A 17,524-nucleotide genomic window follows, 5' to 3' on the forward strand; every position below is an offset into this window, starting at 1 on the left:
TGATTCCGGATGCCGACCCCTCCGCGACCGCGGAAGTCCGCGGCATCCGCCCACGACCCCGGCCGACGTTCCGGAGTCGTGCACGCGGGCGCGGCCCGCGGCCCAGGGCAGCGCAGCCGTTCGAGACCTCGTTCAGGTCGCCCGAGCCGTGCACAACTCCGGTGATTCCGGATGCCGACCCCTCCGCGACCGCGGAAGTCCGCGGCATCCGCCCACGACCCCGGCCGACGTTCCGGAGTTGTGCACGCGGGCGCGGCCCGCGGGCCGGCCGGCCTCAGACGTGGAAGACCGAGTGCAGGTCGCCGCCGAGGGCCTCGCGACCGCCGAGGCCGTCGATCTCGAGCAGGGTCGCGATGCCGACGACCTCGCTGCCGACGGCCCGCAGCAGGTCGCGGCCGGCTCGGAGCGTGCCGCCCGTGGCGAGCACGTCGTCGAGCAGCAGCACGCGCGCGCCCGCGGCGTTGTCGTCGTGCATCTCGATCTGCGCCGAGCCGTACTCGAGGTCGTACGACATCGAGGCCGCGGGTCGGGGCAGCTTGCCCGCCTTGCGGATCGGCATGAGGCCCACGTTCGCCGCGATCGCCGCCGCGCCCGCGAGCAGGAACCCGCGCGCCTCGACACCGGCGACCGCGTCGAAGCGACCGACGAACGGCTCGATCAGCGCGTCGACGACGGTCCGCAGGGCCGCGGCGTCGGTGAGCAGCGGAGTGATGTCACGGAAGACGATTCCGGGCTTGGGGTAGTCGGGGATGCTCGTGATGAGCGATTCAGCGCGGGCGAGGGCAGTGGCGTCGGGCACCCGTCCAGCCTACGCGCGCGGTAGACCCTGCCCGCGGGCGAGTCCAGGCGCCTCAGAACTCGACACGGCGCCCGAGCCGGCCGGCGATCGCGTCGTCGACGGCGGTGCGGATGACGCGCGCCTTGTCTCTCCGCCGCGTCACGACCATGCACACGAGGCACAGCGCGGCGAAGAGGGCGCCGTTGAGCACGCGGGCGCGCGACCAGCGCTTGCCGATCCGCAGCTCGCGGTGCACCCGGTTGCGCAGCGAGTAATACAGCAGCGCGTCGTTGGTCGAGCGGAACATCGCCAGCACCTCGAAGCCGGGCGGCATCCACCGCTCGCCGCGCGGGTCGACGACCACCGCACGCGGGGTCAGCACGATGCGCCCGCCCGCCGCGACGATGCGCGAGGTGTACTCCAGATCGTCGCCGTAGAGCACGAGGTCGGCATCCGGATCACCGATGGCCCGCGTCGCCGCGATGCGCATCAGCAGTCCGCCATAGGGCGCGTAGGGCAGATCGCCACCCGTCCGCTGCACCGCACGGCGCAGGCCGAGTCGCTCGAGGGCGCGCCGCGCGAACAGGCCCGCCTCGACTCCCGCGAACGATCGGCTCGCCTCGGGCTGTTCGCGCGAGAGCTCCGACGCGATCGTCTCGGCCACCTCGTCGGGGTCGGCCGAGGGAGCGCGCACGGGCGCCACCGCGCACGGCATCGTGCCCGCGTCCCACAACCGGCGCTCCTCGGCGATGAGGCTGTCGAGCGCGCCCGGTTCGGGGAGGTTGTCGTCGTCGAGGAGCCACACGTACTCGGCCCCCGCCTCGCGGGCGAGGGCGATCGCGAGACCGAACGCCGGGGCCGAGCCCTCGTTGCGGTCGAGACGGTGGCAAAGAACACGGGGCTCGTACTCGGCGACGAGTTCGCGCAGCTCTCGCTGGGCGTCGGGGGTGGACCCGTTGTCGACGACGATCACGCTCTCGACCCCCTGCGCGAGCAGGGCTTCGACCGTGGCACGGCACGAGCGCGCTCGTGAGGCGTAGGTGACGGTGGCGCCGACCACCGACGGACGGACGATGGTGGCTGCCTCGGCAGTCGGGTGCGACGTCATGAGCCGTAGACCTCCGCGAGCGAACGTTCGAACTGGGCCGCGGAGAACTCCGCACGCGCCGCAGCGCGCACACCGCGGGCGTCGGCGCGGGCGGCCGCAGGGTCGTCGAGCACGGCGATCACCCCGCGGGCGAGGGCGTCAGCCTCATCCGCGACGGCGAAGACGTGGAGGCGGTCGTCGACGATCCCCTCGACCCCGACTGTCGTCGACACGACGGGGATGCCGCGCACCATGGCCTCGACGGTCTTGAACTTGACCCCCGCTCCCGAACGCAGCGGAACGAGCACCGCGGCGGCATCCGCGTAATACGGATCGAGGGTCTCGACCCGACCGGTCACCTCGACGGCGTCGAGGTCTGCGGCCAGCTCGTGCATGCGCGGGGTGGGATTGGCCCCGGCGAAGACGAACCGCACCCGGGGGTGACGGGCCCGGACGATCGGGAGGATCTCGGTGGCCGCCCACTCCGCCGCATCGGCGTTGACCGAGCGATCGAACGCGCCGACGAACAGCACGACCGGTGCCGTCGTGGTGCCGGGGTCTGCGTGCTCCGCCGACTCGACACCGGCGAGGGGCGGTCGCACGACGCGCGCCGGCGCCGCAGCGCCCGCGCAGCGGTGGATGACGTCGACGTCCTTCGCGCTGAAGGTGACGGCGACGTCGGCCCTCGAGTACACGCGGCGTTCGTCGCGGGCGACGATGAATCGCCGCCACCGGGCGAGAAGGCGCTGCGGCAAGGGGGCTGCGGCGCTCGCCTCGAAGAAGCGCTCGTAGCTCTGCGACAGCACGTCGTGCACGACGACGACGTGGCGCGCGGACGGAGCCGGCAGGTGCGCGGCGAGCCATGCGGTCTCGGTCCACTGATACTCGACGACGTCGGCCGTCTCGACGAGGCGCCGCGCCACCGTCGACGCCGAGAACGCCCGGCGGATCCGCGCGACAGGACGGACGGGGAACAGGCGCGCCTGCTGCTTGTCGGAGAAGTCCGCGAGGCGCCGGCCGAGCGGAGTCGACACGGCGAGCAGCTCGACGCGGAACTCGTTGCGCAGGGCCAGGCGTCCCACGCGATTGTCGGGGCTGTCCGGCGCGAGGATCGTGATGCGGTGCCCGAGCGCGGCGAGCGCGCGCAGGTGCCGGAGGTAGTACTGGCCCCCCGCGTGCGGCACGCCGTCGAAGGGGACCATCGGGGTCACGCTGACGATGCGCGCAGACACCGTCTCTTGCTCGACTGTCGGCTGGGCGTACACGGGACCCACTGTGGTGAGCGGCGCGGGCGACCCGCGCTCAAGTCGCTCCCCGCGGTGGCTCGTTAAGGACGACCCCCGAACGGGTGAGGTTCCGGTCGAACCTCGCGCCGCCCGCGTCCTCGCCGCGGTCCATGGCGATCGCCCCCGCGTAACGTCCGTCGCGTTCGGATGCGACCGGAGGGGATATTCGCGTGAAGATCACCCACGTGCAGAGCACCTTCGTCGCCCCGCTCGGAGGCGCCGAGTCGTACGTGCTCGCCCTGGCCGCAGCGCAAGCACGACAAGGCGACTGCGTCGAGATCGTCACCGCCTGGACCGACCCCGAAACGGTCGCGCGGGCCCGCCGCTCCGGCGTCGTCGTGCGGCAGCTGCCGGTGCGACGCCCATACCGCCCCGACGAGCACGGCGCGACGGTGACGGCGCGCGTGGCCTTCCACGCGCTCGACCTGTGGGGGGCGTTCGTCGTGCCCCGCTCCTTGCGGCGCGTGCAGAAACCCGACCGGGTGGTGCACGTGCACCGTTTCCAGGGCATCGGATCGGCGATCCTGCGCGCGCAGGCGACTCCGGTCGTGCACACCGCCCACGATTACTGCCTCGTCGACACGACCTCGACCAGCGTCCGCCACGGGATCGAGCAGTCGCGGTTGGGCCTCGTCCAACGCCTCCGCTCGCGGGTGCTGTGGCGCTCGGCCCGTCGTGCCGATGTCGTCGTCTTCCCCAGCGTGCGCACGCGCCGGCGGCACGCCGCCCTGGGCCTGCCCCTCGACGAGATCGACGCCCGCGTCGTGCCGCACGGCTGGATCGCCGCGGCGCACCCGGAGGATCGACAGCCCTCGGCGCACCCGCGCTTCGTGTTCCTCGGCAAGCTGCAGAAGGAGAAGGGCATCGAGACCCTGCTGCGGGCGTGGGAGCAGGCCGGCATCGACGGCGAGTTGGTCATCGCCGGAGACGGCCCGCTGCGCGCGGTCGTCGAGAAGGCCGTCGGAGAGACGGTGAGCTACGTCGGCTGGGCGGACGACGCCCGCAAAGCGGCGCTGCTGTCGACCGCGACCGCCCTGGTGTTCCCCTCGCAGTGGCCCGAGACCTTCGGCCTGGTCATCGCGGAGAGCCTGCTCGCGGGGTGCCCGGTGATCGCGACGCCCGACGCGGCCGGCTCTCTCGTGGTCGACGGGGTCAACGGCGTCGTGAGCGCGTCGTCGAGCGCGGAGGCCCTCGCCGCGGCGCTCGAGCGCGTCGCCCTCGACGCGCGCCTGCGCGCCACGCTGACCGATGGGGCGCGGGCGAGCGCCGCCGACCTCGACTTCGACACGCATCTGTCCCGGATCACCCGCGTCTACACCGACGCGATCACGCACTTCGACCGGTCGCGCCGCGGACTCTGACCTCGGCACGGCACGTCGCCTCATCCTTCAACTCACCCGTGCTCGACGGATCCTCACCCCACCGCCCCGTGGTCGACGCTCGAGCGGGAGCCCGTTGACGCGACTGCAAGCGCTTGCACTAACGTGGTCGTCATGACTTTCACGCAGGAAGACGCGCGCGCCGAGCTCGTCGCCGCTCCCGGCTCCGAGTGGTGGCGCACCGCCGTCATCTACCAGATCTACCCCCGCTCGTTCGCGGACGCCTCGGGCGACGGTCTCGGCGACCTGCCCGGCGTCACCGCGCACCTCGACGACCTGCAGGACCTGGGAGTCGACGCCATCTGGCTGAGCCCCTTCCAGCGGTCGCCGCAGAAGGACGCGGGCTACGACGTCGCCGACTACCGCGACGTCGACCCGATCTTCGGCACCCTCGCCGACTTCGACGCGATGCTCGCGGGTGCGCACGAGCGCGGCATCCGGGTCATCGTCGACCTGGTGCCCAATCACTCGAGCGATCAGCACGTGTGGTTCCAGGAAGCGCTCAAGGCCGCCCCCGGCAGCCCCGAGCGGGCGCGCTACATCTTCCGCGACGGCAAGGGCGAGAACGGCGAGCTGCCCCCGAACAACTGGGAGAGCGTCTTCGGCGGCGGCATGTGGAAGCGCGTGACCGAGGCCGACGGCACCCCCGGCCAGTGGTACCTGCACATCTTCGACGAGAGCCAGCCCGACTTCGACTGGACCAACGACGAGGTGCGCGCGGAGTTCCGCGACATCCTGCGCTTCTGGCTCGACCGCGGGGTCGACGGCTTCCGCGTCGACGTGGCGCACGGCCTCATCAAGGCCGAAGGCCTGCCCGACTACACGCCCGATCCCGACGCGGGGTCGATGGGCGGCGACGCCGACGCCGTCCCCTACTGGGGCCAGCCGGGCGTGCACGAGGTGTGGCGCGAATGGCACGAGGTGCTCGCCGCGTACGACGGCGACCGCGCCCTGTGCGCCGAGGCATGGCTGCCCACCGTCGCCGAGACGGCGCTGTGGGTGCGACCCGACGAGATGCACCAGGCGTTCAACTTCCACTACCTCGAGACCGCCTGGGACGCACCGGCCCTGCGCGCGGTCATCACCGACTCGCTCGACGAGTACGGCGCCGTCGGCGCCCCCAGCACCTGGGTGCTGTCGAACCACGACGTCGTGCGCCACGCCTCGCGCCTCGCGCTGACGGCCGAGAACCCGCAGGGTGCGGGCATCGGCCCGCAGTCGCCCGGCAAGCCCGACCCCGTGAAGGGCCTGCACCGCGCCCGCGCCGCGACCTCGCTCATGCTGGCGCTCCCGGGCTCGTCGTACCTGTACCAGGGCGAAGAGCTGGGTCTGCCCGAGGTCATCGACCTGCCCGACGACGCACGGCAGGACCCGACCTGGTTCCGCACGAACGGCGAGCGCTACGGGCGCGACGGATGCCGCGTGCCGATCCCCTGGACCGCCGATGGCCCCGCCTACGGATTCAACGACACGGGCGAGTCATGGCTGCCGCAGCCCACGGAGTGGGCCGACCTCGCGCGCGACGTGCAGGTCGACGACCCCTCGTCGACGCTGACGCTGTACCGGTCGCTGCTGGCCGAGCGCCGCGCGCGCAACCTGGGCGCGGGCGAGCTCGCGTGGGTCGAGGGCTTCGGCGACGACGTGGTGGCGTTCCGCAACGGCTCGCTCCTGGTGGTGGCGAACCTCGGCGATGCCGCGGTCGAGCTGCCCGCGGGCGAGGTGCTCATCGCGAGCGGACCGCTCGACGGCGACACCCTGCCCACCGACACGACCGTCTGGATCGCGGCGGCCTGAGCCGCGGCATCCGCCGGTATTCGACGAGAGCACACGAGACCGTGGTCGGCATCGACGACGTCGCCCGCGTGGCGGGGGTGTCGACGGCCACGGTCTCGCGTGCGTTGAGCGGACGGGGGCCGGTGTCGGCGGCGACCCGCGAGCGCGTGATGGTCGCCGCGGAGAGCCTGGGGTACGTCGTGTCGGCGGCCGCGTCGAGCCTGGCGTCAGGACGCGCGCGGGCCGTCGGCGTGGTCGTGCCGTTCCTCGACCGCTGGTTCTTCAGCACCGTGCTCGCGGGCATCTCCGACGGGCTCGTCCGCCACGGCTACGACATCACCTTGTACAGCGTCGGCGTGGACCGCGACGAGCGGCGACGCGTCTTCGACGACCACGTGCGACGGCGCCGGATCGACGCCGTCATCACGATCGCCCTGGAGTCGGACGCCGAGGAATCGGCGTCGCTGCGCCGGCTCGGCGTGCCGATCGTCGCGATCGCCGGGCCCAACCCCCTGCTGACGACGTTGACCGTCGACGATCTCGCGGTCGGCCGACTCGCCACCGCGCACCTGCTCGCGCTGGGGCATCGCCGGGTGGCGCACATCGGGGCGGATGCCGCGACGGCGGCCGGATCGACGGTGCCGGCCCTGCGACGACGGGGATTCGAAGAGGCGCTGGCCGAAGAGGGCGTCGCGGACGCACCGGTCTACCCGGCCGACTTCACGATCGAGGGCGGTTCCGCCGCCGCCGCGCGCGCCCTCGACGCGGAGCAGCGCCCCACGGCACTGTTCGCGGCCTCGGACGAGATGGCCATCGGCGCGATCCTCGCCGCGCGCGAGAAGGGCCTGCGGGTGCCCGACGACGTCTCGATCATCGGCGTCGACGGCCACGAGCTCGGCCGGTGGTTCGGCCTGACCACCGTCGACCAGTTCGCCCGCGGCCAGGGCGAGCGGGCTGCCGCCGCCGTGCTGGCGGAACTCGACGGCGCTGAGCCCGCACGCGGACTCGGAACGCTGCCGTTCGAGCTCGTCGAACGCGGCTCGACGGCCCCGCCGCCCGCCTGACCGCCTCGCCGCCGGGGGCGAGAGCCCGGGTCAGCGCGCCGAGCCCTCGAGCGAACCCGTGACCTCACCCGCGGGGTCGTAGAGGATGCACGAGATGCTGCGGTCTCCGTCGGACCAGGTCTGCTCGGTCGGACCGACGTACTCCCAGTCGAGGGTCGAATCACCGTACGGAACGCCGACGAAGCTTTCGAACTCCGCGTCGCAGCCCTCGAACGCCGCGTTCCCGAGGGCATCGTCACCGGGGAAAGCCCCGTCGGCAACGGCGAAAGTCGAGTAGACCTCGTAGGTGTGCGGGTCTGCGCAGTCGACGAAGCTGTCGTCCGCGATCACGCCGCTCGCCAGACCGTCGAGACATTCGCCGACGAAAAGGGCGTACGGGTCGTCGGCCGAAGGGTCGCTCGGCGTGATCTCCACGCCGCCACCGCTCGCCGACGGCACCGGCGGGGCGAACGGGTCGGTCGACGAACCGGACTCGCCGGACGCCGCCGTCGCGCCGACGAACACCGAGAAGACGAAGAGCCCGATCGCCGCGAGGATGAACAGCACCGTCAGCACAGAGCCGGCGATGATGCCGCCGATCGCGAGCCCGCGCCCCTTCTCGCCCGTGCGCTTGACCTGGGCGAGCGCCACCGCGCCCGCCACGATGCCGCCGATCGGGAAGAGGAAGCCGAGGATGATCGCCACGATCGCGACGACGTTCGTGCGGCCCGACGCCGGCGGAGCCGGGTAGGGCGCGAGGTACGTGCCGTCTGCGGCCGTCGTCTGCGCGGCACCCGGGTAGCCCTGCGCTGCGCCGGGGTAACCCTGCGCACCGGGGGCGTACGGCGGCGGGACGGGAGAGGTCGCGGCATCCGCCCCCGATGCCCCGGGAGGAGCGACGGGCGGGACGCCGACCAGCTGACCCCGCTCGGCGAGCCGGACCCCCGCGGAGTGCGCGGCCTCGCGAACCACATCACCTGCCTTGACGGCGCCGATCGCCCCGCCCTTGAAGAATCCGCCTGCCGCGGAGTGCTCGAAGCTCGCGAGGGTGCCCTCGGGCGCCCCCGAGAAGTGCACGTCGAATCGCACGTGCATGTCCTGGCCCGCGAAGGCGCCGGCCACGAGCGTCGTGCCGAGGCTCCCGCGCGAGACGTCGAGGGATCCGGATGCCGTGGGGGTCACCGTGAAACCGAGGTCGGTCAGCGCGGCGGACAGCGCGTCGCGCGCCTGGTCCACGGACAGGGGAAGACGCAGTTCAGCGGTCGCCATGAGTGCTCCTGGATGCAGTGCACGCTGGGAGAACCCCCAGCGTGCGTCCAGGTTAGACCCGGCCGGACAGCACGCACATCGGGCCGCGTCGCGGCCGTACGGGCGCAGGTCGGGGGCTAACGCGCAACGCAGTCGCCCGGACCGGCCGCGACGAGCGGGACCGGTCCGGGCCGACGGTCTCAGCGGATGCGCCCCACGAGGTCGTCGCGCGTGAGGGTCTCGGCCTCGGCCAGCACCGCGCGCGCCGCATCGCGGGCGTCTTCGACGTTCCACAGCAGCACGCCCACGACGCGGTCGTCGTCGAGGTAGTAGACGACGCCGTGATCGGCATCCGTCCAGTCCTCGACCGTGTCGAGGGAGGAGTCGAGCGTGCCCACGGCTTCGTAGCGGACGCCGAAGACGGCGGAGTAGTAGTACGGCGTGTGCGTGTAGGCCTCGGCGGCGCCCGCGAGGTTGCGGCCCGCGGCCTTGCCCTGCTCGTTGGCGTTGTCGACGTGCTCGACGCGACGGCGGCCGAGGATCCGGTCGGGGTAGCTCGCCACGTCACCCGCCGCGAAGACGTCGTCGACCGAGGCACGCAGCTGCGCGTCGACCACGATGCCGTCGTCGACGGTCAGACCCGCCTGCTCGGCCAGGTCGGTGGCCACCTCGATGCCGAGCCCGCTGACCACGGCATCCGCCCGCACCTCGTCGCCGTTCTCGAGCTGAAGGCGCACGCCGTCGGCATCCGCCTGTCCGCCCTCGACCTTGGACCCGGCGACGATCTCGACGCCCGCGTCGCGGAAGAGCTTCTCGAAACGATCGGCGAGCGCCGGCGGGAACATCGAATCGCCCAGCACGGCGCCGGTGTGCACGAGCACCGTGTCGACGTCGTTCTGCACGAGAGCGGCCGCGAGTTCGGAGCCGATGTAGCCCCCGCCGACCACGACGATGCGGTCGAGGTCTTTCGCGAGCGAGCGCAGGCGCCGGTAGTCCTCGGCCGTGCGGAACGACAGGACCCGCCCGCCGTCCGTGCGGTCGTCGACCGGCAGCGGAACGGGCGTGCCCCCGGTCGCGATGAGCAGCTTGCCGTACGAGAACGTCTCGCCGTCGGCGTCGACCTCGTGCGCATCCGGACGGATCGCGGTCGCGCGCGTGCGCAGGCGGATGTCGGCGCCGGTGTCGTCGGCGGTGCCGAGCGGCACCTTGTCCCACGTGAACTCGTCGTCGGTCCACAGCTTCTTGCTCAGCGCGGGGCGCGTGTAGGGCTCGTCGACGTCGTCGCTCAGGATGCCGATGGAGCCGTCGGCGTCGATCTCGCGGATGCCGCGGGAGGCGGTGTCGGCGACCATTCCGCCGCCGACGATGAGGTAGTCGAAGTGTGTGGTGGTCATGCCGACAGCGTGATCGCCCGAGCTGACCGGAACGGACGGGTTGCGGGGGTCCGCGGCATCCGGTAGCGACCCGACCGCGGTCGGGCGCGGCTGAGTAGGCTCGGGGCATGAGCGTCGACCTCGAAAGCCTCTACACCGACCTGCACGCCCACCCCGAGCTGTCGTTCCAGGAGACGCGGACGGCGGGCGTCATCGCCCGCCACCTCGCCGACCTGGGCCTCGAGGTCGAAGAGGGAGTGGGCCGCACCGGTGTGGTCACGCGGATCGACAACGGCGACGGACCCGTCGTGTGGCTGCGTGCCGACATGGACGGCCTCCCCGTCGAGGAGCAGACCGGCCTCGCCTACGCCAGCACGGCGCGCGGCACCGATCCGGCCGGCAACGCCGTTCCCGTGATGCACGCGTGCGGCCACGACATGCACGTCACCGCGCTGATCGGCGCGCTCGAGCGACTGGTTGCGACCACCGACGAGTGGTCGGGGACTGTCGTCGCCGTCTTCCAGCCCGCCGAGGAGTACGGAGCCGGTTCGAAGGCGATGATCGCCGACGGCGTGCTCGACCGCTACCCGAAGCCCGACATCGTGCTCGGCCAGCACGTCACCCCCCTGCCCGCCGGCGTCATCGGCGTGCGCCCGGGCACGCAGATGGCGGCCTCGGACGGCCTGACCGTGATGCTCTACGGCCGTGGTGGTCACGGCTCGCGTCCGCACTCCACGATCGACCCGGTCGTCATGGCAGCGGCGACCGTCATGCGCCTGCAGACCGTCGTCTCGCGCGAGGTCGACCCGCGCGACGTCGCCGTCGTCACCGTCGGCTCGATCCACGCGGGGCTCAAGAACAACATCATCCCCGCCGAGGCGAAGCTCGAACTGAGCCTGCGCTACCCCGACGACGCCGCACGAGAGCGCGTGATGACGAAGGTCGAGCGCATCATCCGCGCCGAGGCCGCGGCATCCGGAGCCGAACGAGAACCCGTGATCTCGACCGATCACACCCTGCCGCCCACGATCAACGACGCGGATGCCACGGCCCGGCTCACCGCGGCGTTCCGCCGTTCGTTCGGCGAGGGCTCGGTCGTCGACCCCGGCATGTTCACCGGTAGCGAGGACGTCTCGTGGTTCGCGCGCGAGTCGGGTGCCCCGCTGGTGTTCTGGTTCTGGGGAGGGGTCGACCCGCAGACCTTCGCCGACGCCCTCGCCGGCGGCACGATCGAGCGCGACATCCCCACGAACCACTCGCCCCACTTCGCCCCCGTGATGCAGCCGACGATCGACCGCGGCGTGGAGAACCTGGTCGTGGCGGCGCGGGAGTTCCTCGGCTGAGGCGGAGGCGCCTCGGCGGCCCGCGGCGGCTCCCGGACCCTTCGACAAGCTCAGGGACCTATCTTCCGAGGTGGCTGAGCCCGTCGAAGCCACCGGACCCTTCGACAAGCTCAGGGACCTGCGTACCGAGGGACCTCGGAACCGCCTCACTTGATGCCGCTCCGCGCGAAGCCCGCGACGAAGTACCGCTGGAACACCAGGAACACGATCGCGATCGGCACCACGTTCAGCAGGGCATAGGCCATCGTGGCGCCGTAGTCGCTGCCGAACTGGCCCTGCAGATAGAGCAGGCCGATCGGAAGCGTGAAGAGGCGGTTCTCGCGCAGCGCGATCAGGGGCCAGGCGAAGTCGTTCCACGACGACAGCAGACTCATGAACACCAGCACCGCGATGAGCGGCTTCGACAGCGGCAGCACGACCCGCAGGAACGTCTGCACGTGCCCGGCGCCATCGAGGCGCGCGGCCTCGATCAGTTCGCGCGGGATGCCGAGCATGAACTGCCGCGCGAGGAAGAGCCCGAACGCCGAGGCCGACACGGGCAGGATCACCGCCCAGTAGGTGCCGTACAGTCCGGTCGCGGTGACGATGCGGAACAGCGACACCATGATCACCTGCACCGGCAGCACGAGCGTGGCGAGCGCGAGGAAGAACAGCGCCGTCGACCCGCGGAAGCGCAGCTGCGCGAACGCGTACCCGGCGAGCAAGCTCGTGCTGACCGAGATGAGGGTCACCACGACCGCGATCGCGACCGAGTTGCCGAACCAGGTCGCCACGGGGAACGAGGCGAACACGCGCTCGAAGTTCTCGAAGGTCACCTCGCGCGGCCACAGGCGCAGCTCCCGCCCGCCGAGCAGTTCGGCGCGCGATGAGAAGGCGACGGCGAGCATCCAGTACAGCGGCGATACGGCGGCCAGGCCCACCACTGCGACGATGAGGGTGCGCACGATCGCGCTCCCCCGCCGCGACCGGTCGTGGGCGCGCCGACCCGGGGTCACCGCGGGTGGGGCGAGGGGGGACGCGGATGCCGTGGCATCCAGGCGCTCGTCGATGCTCACTCGACCACATCCTTGGTGCGGGAGGCGCGGTACTGCGCCGCGGCGAACACGAGGGCGAACAGGAACAGCACCATGCCGATCGCCGCGGCGTAGCCCTGGTCGCGCGTGACGAACCCGGTCTCGTAGGCGTAGGTGACGAGCACGCTCGTCGCGCCTCCCGGCCCGCCGCCGGTGAGGACGAACACGATGTCGAAGACCTGGAACGAGAAGATCACGTTCAGCACGACGAGGAAGAACGACGTGGGTCCGAGCAGCGGGATCGTGACGTTGCGGAACCGTTGCCACCGGTTCGCACCGTCGAGGGTTGCCGCCTCGTACAGGTCGGGGCCGATGCCCTGGAGCCCCGCGAGATAGATGAGCATGTTGAAGCCGGTGCGCCACCACACCGTCGCCAGCACGATGGTGGCGAACGCGGGCACCGGATCGGACTGCCACGTGACGGGCGACAGACCCACGGCGGTGAGGATGCGGTTCAAGATGCCGGAGTTCTGGTCGAACACGAGCACCCCGATCAGCGCGGTGGCCACACCCGACACGGCCATCGGCAGGATCAGCAGCGAGCGCCAGAGCGGCCGGGCGGGCAGCGCAGTGTTCAGGAGGGTCGCGGCGATCAGGCCCAACAGCATCGACAGCGGCGTCACGAGCAGCGTGAACAGCACGGTGTTGCCCAGCGCCCGCCAGAACAGCGGGTCGCCGACGAGCCGTGCGTAGTTGTCGAGGCCCGCGAAGGTGCCGTCGCCGAATCCGTCGGTGCGCTGCAGGCTGACGAAGAACGCCCCCACCAGCGGTACGAGCACGAACACCAGCAGGAGCAGGTAGTTCGGCGCGAGGAACCCGTACGCCGCGAGCGCCTCGCGACGGGCGCCGGGGCGGCGGGTGCGCAGGCGCTCCCCCCGCTCCGGTCGGCCCTGTCGCGAAAGGCGCAGTCGGGCGACCGCGGTGTCAGCCACCGGTGGCCGCTCCGATGCCCGACTGCAGGTTCGTCACCGTGGTCGCGGCATCTTGGGCGCCGGTGAAGGCGAGGTCGAGCTGCTCTTTGAGCACCGGGATGATCGCCGACATCGAGGGGCTCGCGACCTGCGCGACGTCCTGCGGCTGCACGAGCGAGGCCTGACCGGCGAAGACCGGCGCGAGCTCGGGCCGCACCTCGAACTCGAGCTGGTCGTTGAGCAGGTCGGCACGGGTGGGCAGAAGGGATGCCGCGCGGCAGAAGTCGCGCATGGGAGCGGCATCCGTCACGAACTCCAGGAACGCCGCCGCCAGCTCGGGCTGCTGCGTGTTCGCGGTCGCCACGAGCGCGTTGCCGCCGAAGTCGCTGCCCGCACGGACGTTGCGGGGCGCGTAGGTCGCCGTCCATTCGAAGTCGGCCGTGGTGTCGGCATCCGGGATCTGGAAAGCCCCCGACCACACCATCGCCACCGACTGCGAGAACCACGACTCGGCCGCGTAGCTCGAGGAGGCGATCGTGTTGTTCGCGGGCACGTAGTTCTTGGTGAAGAACGAGCTCGAGAACTCCACGGCCTGACGCGCCGCGTCGGAGTCGATCGCCGGGGTCTTCTGGTCGGACTCCAGGAACGCGCCGTCGGACTGGAAGAGCAGGCTCAGCCAGCGGGTGACGCCGTTGCCCTGCCAGTTGTATGCCCACGGCCAGCGGTCGGCCGGGAGGCCGGCGCGCAGTCGCCCGCCGAGGGCGTCGAGCTGATCCCAGGTCCACGCGTTCTCGGGCGAGGTCGGGATCTCGGACGCGTCGATCCCGGCCTGACGGAACAGGTCGAGGTTGACGAGGATCGCCGAGGTGTCGGTGTGGTGCGGCAGGCCGAAGGTGCCGTCGCCGTTCTGCACCGCCGCCCACGCCTGCGGGGTGAACTGCCCCTGGCGGTCGGCCGACAGCAGCGGCTTCAGGTCGAGCAACTGGCCGCGACCGGCGTACGCGCCGAACGTGTAATAGGGCACGCGGAAGATGTCGGGCGGGTTGCCCGCCTGCAGCTGCGCGTCGATGTTGGTGAACATCTGCTCGTAGGGAACGGCGTTGAGCTCGACGGTCGAGCCCTCGTTGGCCGCTTCGAACGCGGCGATCGCGGCGCGGAAACCCGCGAGCTCGGCATCCGTCCCCCACGTGGTGAAGGTGAGGGTGCCTTGACGTTTCTCGGCGGGGGCGGTCTGCACGAACCCGCAGCTGGCGAGGAGGAACGGCAGCGCGAGCGCTCCCGATCCGGCGAGGAAGGTCCGACGTGTCAGGGGCATGGCGTTCTCCGATGTGTCTTCGCGAGGAGCGGACGCCGGGGCCGCGCTGCTCCTCGGGGCCGACGGTACGCGCGCGGATCCGTCGCACCGGGGGGTTGCGGAAACCGCCCCGCGTCTGCGCGCCCAGCGATTTCACGCCGCGTCCAGCCCCCTGTTCTCGGGCCGCGCCGCGGGTAGCGTCACGCCCGTGACCTTCAACGACAACGCCCGCGTCGGCAACAACACCGCCAAGCGACGCGGCGGCACCGTGGCCGCGGTCGGCGGTGGAGCCGTCGGCGTCGGCGGCATCGTGGTGCTGCTGATCTCGCTGTTCACCGGCACCGATCTCACCGGTCTGCTCGGCGGAGGCGGAGCCCCGGCGGCCCCGCAGAGCGGCGGCGAACGCGTCGCCAGCTGCGATACGGGCGCGGATGCCAACAGCAACGACGACTGCCGGCTCGCGGCCGCATCTCTCAACCTCGACCAGTTCTGGGGGAACACCCTCGAGGGGTACCGGGCTCCGCAGCTGATCATCGTCGACGGTTCGACCTCGACCACGTGCGGCACGGCCTCGAACGCGACCGGGCCGTTCTACTGCCCGCCCGATGAGACGGTGTACGTCGACCCCACCTTCTTCGCGATCCTGCGCGAGCAGTACGACACCACCGCGGGTCCCCTCGCCCAGCTGTACGTGCTCGCCCACGAATACGGCCACCACGTGCAGAACCTCATCGGCGTGATGGACCAGCACCCGAACAACGGAACGGGTCCCGACAGCAACGGCGTGCGCACGGAGCTGCAGGCCGACTGCTTCGCCGGCGCGTGGGTGGCGAACGCGGGCGAACAGGTCGACGAGACCGGCACGCCCTACCTCGAGCCCCCGACCGACCAGCAGATCACCGACGCCCTCGCGGCGGCCGCGGCCGTCGGCGACGACCACATCCAGGCGGAGTCGGGCGGGGTCGTCAACCCCGAGAGCTGGACCCACGGTTCGAGCGAGCAGCGCCAGCGGTGGTTCGACACCGGCCGGCAGGGCGGCGTGAACGCCTGCGACACGTTCTCGGTGTCGGGCTCGAGCCTGTAGGTCTGCGGACCCGCGGCGGGCCGGGCGCGCGCCGCGGGCCGGGGTCGCGCCGCGGGCCGAGGTCATGCCGTCGTGCGGACCCGGAGGGCGACACACCGATCCCGGATGCCGCGAACCCGGCGCGCCGCACGCCCGATCCGCAGGACGGCGGCCGTCGACGAACGGCCGGGCCGATCGGCATCCGGCGCCCCGTCCGACACCCCGCGGGGCCGAGGTCGCGCCGTCGTGCGGACCCGGAGGGCGACACGCCGATCCCGGATGCCGTGACCCCGGCGCGCCGCACGCCCGATCCGCAGGACGGCGGACGTCGACGAACGGCCGGGCCGATCGGCATCCGGCGCCGCGTCCGACACCCCGCGGGGCCGAGGTCATGCCGTCGTGCGGACCCGGAGGGCGACACGCCGGTCCCGGATGCCGTGACCCCGGCGCGCCGCACGCCCGATCCGCAGGACGGCGGACGTCGGCGGCCCGCGGGTCAGTCCTCGCGCGGGCGCGTGCGAACGATGATGACGATCAGCACGACCACCAGCACGAGCACCCCGCCACCGGCGAGGAGGCCGATGACCAGGCCCGACGGGGCACCGCCGTCGGAGGCCGGGGCAGATTCGACCGGGGCCGCGGTCGCACCGGCGGCGCTCGCGCACACCGAGGTGTCGGATCCGGCCGAAGTGCTGGCGCCGGTGTAGGTGAAGGGGATGACGCCCGAGACGGGGTGGCCGTCGGACGAGACGGCACGCCACTCGATCGAGTAGTCGCCGGGGTCGCCGAGGGACACCGCGGTGGTGAGATTCGGTCCCGCGAGGGCGGCGCACTCGCTCTCGTAGTGCCGGCCGTCGGGGCCGAGCACGATGACGATGTTGCCGCCGTCGTAGCCGAGCAAATTGGCGCTGAAGTCGAGCGAGACCTCCGACAGCGACGACACGCTCTCGCCCTCGGCCGGCGACGACGACACGAGGCTGTCGTGCGCCGAGGCCGCGGTGGCCCCGCCGAGGGCGGCGGTCATCGCGGCTGCGACGACCACCGCCCCGGCCAGAACCCGACGCAGCGTGTTCCGGGAGCCCATGATCAGGCGCGCTTCGACCGGCGCGCGAAGGCGAGGGCGCCGAAGACGGCGCCGACGGCCGCGACCACGAGGGCGGCGATGCTGAGGCCGAGGGCCACGCCCGACGAGTCGTCGCTCGAGGCGGCGGCCGCGGTCATGTCATCGGCGGTGTGGTCGGTCGAGCCGGTTGCGGTCGTGCCGTGGCTGTGCTCGGCCGTGGGCGGGGTGTCGGTGATGTAGAGCACGGGCGCCGGCTCGAGCGAGTCGTCGGCCGCGACCTGGTCGGGCGTGGCCGCCCAGTCGACGACCTCTCCGTCGGAGTAGGTCTGCTCGGCGGGGAGCAAGATGTGCCCGGTGTCGGGCACGGGTCCGAGCACGGCCGAGAACATCTGGAACTGGTCCTGTCCGATCCCCACCCCCGGGTCGGCCTGCCACACGATCTTCAGCGGCGCATCGGTGATGGTGTTGCCGTCGACCTCGACGGGGGCGGGGAGCGCCCCCTTCTCGACGGTCGCGGTCCAGCCCGGAACGGGCTCGACGAGAACCGCGCTGAGCGGGGTGTCGGTGGGCAGGGTCACCTCGACCTTGACGGTGGACGCCGTCTCGGACTCGGTGGGGACGCGGAAGTTGACGGTGGCGTAGCTGCCGGGAGTGGCGGTGTTCGGGTTGACGGTGACGTGCGCCGAGGCCGCCAGCGGCACGGCGACGGCGAGAGCGGCGCCGGCGGTCAGGCCCAGGAGGGTACGGCGAAAGGTGGTCTTACGAGACATGGTTGCTGCTTTCTGGAAGTGCGCACGCCGAAGAGGCGTT

At 72.1% G+C, this 17,524-nt stretch carries 15 protein-coding genes; 5 read left to right on the plus strand and 10 right to left on the minus strand.

Going from position 1 to position 17,524, the window contains the following annotated elements:
* Positions 1-274 precede the first annotated feature (274 nt).
* The 3 genes from FS769_RS05690 to FS769_RS05700 are packed head-to-tail and all read right to left on the minus strand — an operon-like array spanning position 275 to position 3,097.
* Positions 275-799: an adenine phosphoribosyltransferase gene (locus FS769_RS05690; RefSeq protein WP_144830520.1), complete on the minus strand. Its 525-nt coding sequence runs from the start codon at positions 797-799 to the stop codon at positions 275-277.
* A 52-nt stretch (positions 800-851) separates the two neighbouring features.
* Positions 852-1,886 carry a glycosyltransferase gene (locus FS769_RS05695; RefSeq protein WP_144830523.1) on the minus strand — a complete coding sequence of 345 codons (1,035 nt, stop codon included), beginning with the start codon at positions 1,884-1,886 and terminating at the stop codon, positions 852-854.
* Entirely contained in the window at positions 1,883-3,097 is a 1,215-nt protein-coding gene (locus tag FS769_RS05700) for a glycosyltransferase (protein ID WP_144830526.1), read from the minus strand. The genes FS769_RS05695 and FS769_RS05700 overlap by 4 nt, the downstream gene beginning before the upstream one ends.
* A 224-nt stretch (positions 3,098-3,321) precedes the next feature.
* Between FS769_RS05700 and FS769_RS05705 the strand changes: the two genes are divergently transcribed.
* From FS769_RS05705 to FS769_RS05715, 3 genes are all read left to right on the plus strand, one after another.
* Positions 3,322-4,512 (plus strand): glycosyltransferase, encoded by a 1,191-nt coding sequence (locus FS769_RS05705; RefSeq protein WP_144830529.1) that lies wholly within the window; start codon positions 3,322-3,324, stop codon positions 4,510-4,512.
* A gap of 132 nt (positions 4,513-4,644) precedes the next feature.
* The gene (locus tag FS769_RS05710; protein WP_144830531.1) at positions 4,645-6,324 is read left to right on the plus strand and encodes a glycoside hydrolase family 13 protein; all 1,680 of its coding nucleotides are present in this window, start codon (positions 4,645-4,647) and stop codon (positions 6,322-6,324) included.
* 41 nt (positions 6,325-6,365) lie between these two features.
* Entirely contained in the window at positions 6,366-7,367 is a 1,002-nt protein-coding gene (locus FS769_RS05715) for a LacI family DNA-binding transcriptional regulator (protein WP_144830534.1), read from the plus strand.
* A 30-nt stretch (positions 7,368-7,397) separates the two neighbouring features.
* Here FS769_RS05715 and FS769_RS05720 read toward each other — a convergent pair whose 3' ends face one another.
* On the minus strand, positions 7,398-8,615 hold the full coding sequence (locus tag FS769_RS05720; RefSeq protein ID WP_144830536.1) for a DUF4190 domain-containing protein: 1,218 nt from the start codon (positions 8,613-8,615) through the stop codon (positions 7,398-7,400).
* A gap of 179 nt (positions 8,616-8,794) precedes the next feature.
* A complete protein-coding gene (locus tag FS769_RS05725) occupies positions 8,795-9,988 on the minus strand; it encodes an NAD(P)/FAD-dependent oxidoreductase (RefSeq protein ID WP_144830539.1) in 1,194 nt (397 codons plus the stop codon).
* Positions 9,989-10,095: 107 nt separating this feature from the next.
* Between FS769_RS05725 and FS769_RS05730 the strand changes: the two genes are divergently transcribed.
* On the plus strand, positions 10,096-11,310 hold the full coding sequence (locus tag FS769_RS05730) for an amidohydrolase (protein WP_144830542.1): 1,215 nt from the start codon (positions 10,096-10,098) through the stop codon (positions 11,308-11,310).
* Between the two features lie 146 nt (positions 11,311-11,456).
* Here the strand turns inward: FS769_RS05730 and FS769_RS05735 are convergent, their stop codons facing one another.
* The 3 genes from FS769_RS05735 to FS769_RS05745 are packed head-to-tail and all read right to left on the minus strand — an operon-like array spanning position 11,457 to position 14,609.
* Positions 11,457-12,365: a carbohydrate ABC transporter permease gene (locus tag FS769_RS05735; protein ID WP_260979701.1), complete on the minus strand. Its 909-nt coding sequence runs from the start codon at positions 12,363-12,365 to the stop codon at positions 11,457-11,459.
* The gene (locus tag FS769_RS05740) at positions 12,362-13,315 is read right to left on the minus strand and encodes a carbohydrate ABC transporter permease (protein WP_260979702.1); all 954 of its coding nucleotides are present in this window, start codon (positions 13,313-13,315) and stop codon (positions 12,362-12,364) included. The genes FS769_RS05735 and FS769_RS05740 overlap by 4 nt, the downstream gene beginning before the upstream one ends.
* Positions 13,308-14,609, minus strand: coding sequence for a sugar ABC transporter substrate-binding protein (locus FS769_RS05745; protein WP_144830545.1), 1,302 nt, complete (start codon positions 14,607-14,609; stop codon positions 13,308-13,310). Before FS769_RS05745 ends, FS769_RS05740 begins: the two co-directional genes overlap by 8 nt.
* Positions 14,610-14,796: 187 nt before the next feature.
* On the opposite strand from FS769_RS05745, the gene FS769_RS05750 reads away from it, so the two are divergent.
* On the plus strand, positions 14,797-15,672 hold the full coding sequence (locus FS769_RS05750) for a neutral zinc metallopeptidase (RefSeq protein WP_144830549.1): 876 nt from the start codon (positions 14,797-14,799) through the stop codon (positions 15,670-15,672).
* A 475-nt stretch (positions 15,673-16,147) separates the two neighbouring features.
* Here the strand turns inward: FS769_RS05750 and FS769_RS05755 are convergent, their stop codons facing one another.
* Positions 16,148-16,735 (minus strand): copper resistance CopC family protein, encoded by a 588-nt coding sequence (locus FS769_RS05755; protein WP_144830552.1) that lies wholly within the window; start codon positions 16,733-16,735, stop codon positions 16,148-16,150.
* 2 nt (positions 16,736-16,737) lie between these two features.
* Positions 16,738-17,484: a YcnI family protein gene (locus tag FS769_RS05760; RefSeq protein WP_144830555.1), complete on the minus strand. Its 747-nt coding sequence runs from the start codon at positions 17,482-17,484 to the stop codon at positions 16,738-16,740.
* Positions 17,485-17,524 lie beyond the last annotated feature (40 nt).

This window comes from Microbacterium sp. BH-3-3-3 (assembly GCF_007679045.1).
Lineage (GTDB): Bacteria > Actinomycetota > Actinomycetes > Actinomycetales > Microbacteriaceae > Microbacterium > Microbacterium algihabitans.

What these genes read in the sequence shown, in the direction of transcription:
- FS769_RS05695 (WP_144830523.1), bottom strand. Translation starts at nt 1,886, where the DNA reads ATGACGTCGCACCCGACTGCCGAGGCAGCCACCATCGTCCGTCCGTCG.
- FS769_RS05710 (WP_144830531.1), top strand. Translation starts at nt 4,645, where the DNA reads ATGACTTTCACGCAGGAAGACGCGCGCGCCGAGCTCGTCGCCGCTCCC.
- FS769_RS05720 (WP_144830536.1), bottom strand. Translation starts at nt 8,615, where the DNA reads ATGGCGACCGCTGAACTGCGTCTTCCCCTGTCCGTGGACCAGGCGCGC.
- FS769_RS05725 (WP_144830539.1), bottom strand. Translation starts at nt 9,988, where the DNA reads ATGACCACCACACACTTCGACTACCTCATCGTCGGCGGCGGAATGGTC.
- FS769_RS05730 (WP_144830542.1), top strand. Translation starts at nt 10,096, where the DNA reads ATGAGCGTCGACCTCGAAAGCCTCTACACCGACCTGCACGCCCACCCC.
- FS769_RS05745 (WP_144830545.1), bottom strand. Translation starts at nt 14,609, where the DNA reads ATGCCCCTGACACGTCGGACCTTCCTCGCCGGATCGGGAGCGCTCGCG.
- FS769_RS05755 (WP_144830552.1), bottom strand. Translation starts at nt 16,735, where the DNA reads ATGGGCTCCCGGAACACGCTGCGTCGGGTTCTGGCCGGGGCGGTGGTC.
- FS769_RS05760 (WP_144830555.1), bottom strand. Translation starts at nt 17,484, where the DNA reads ATGTCTCGTAAGACCACCTTTCGCCGTACCCTCCTGGGCCTGACCGCC.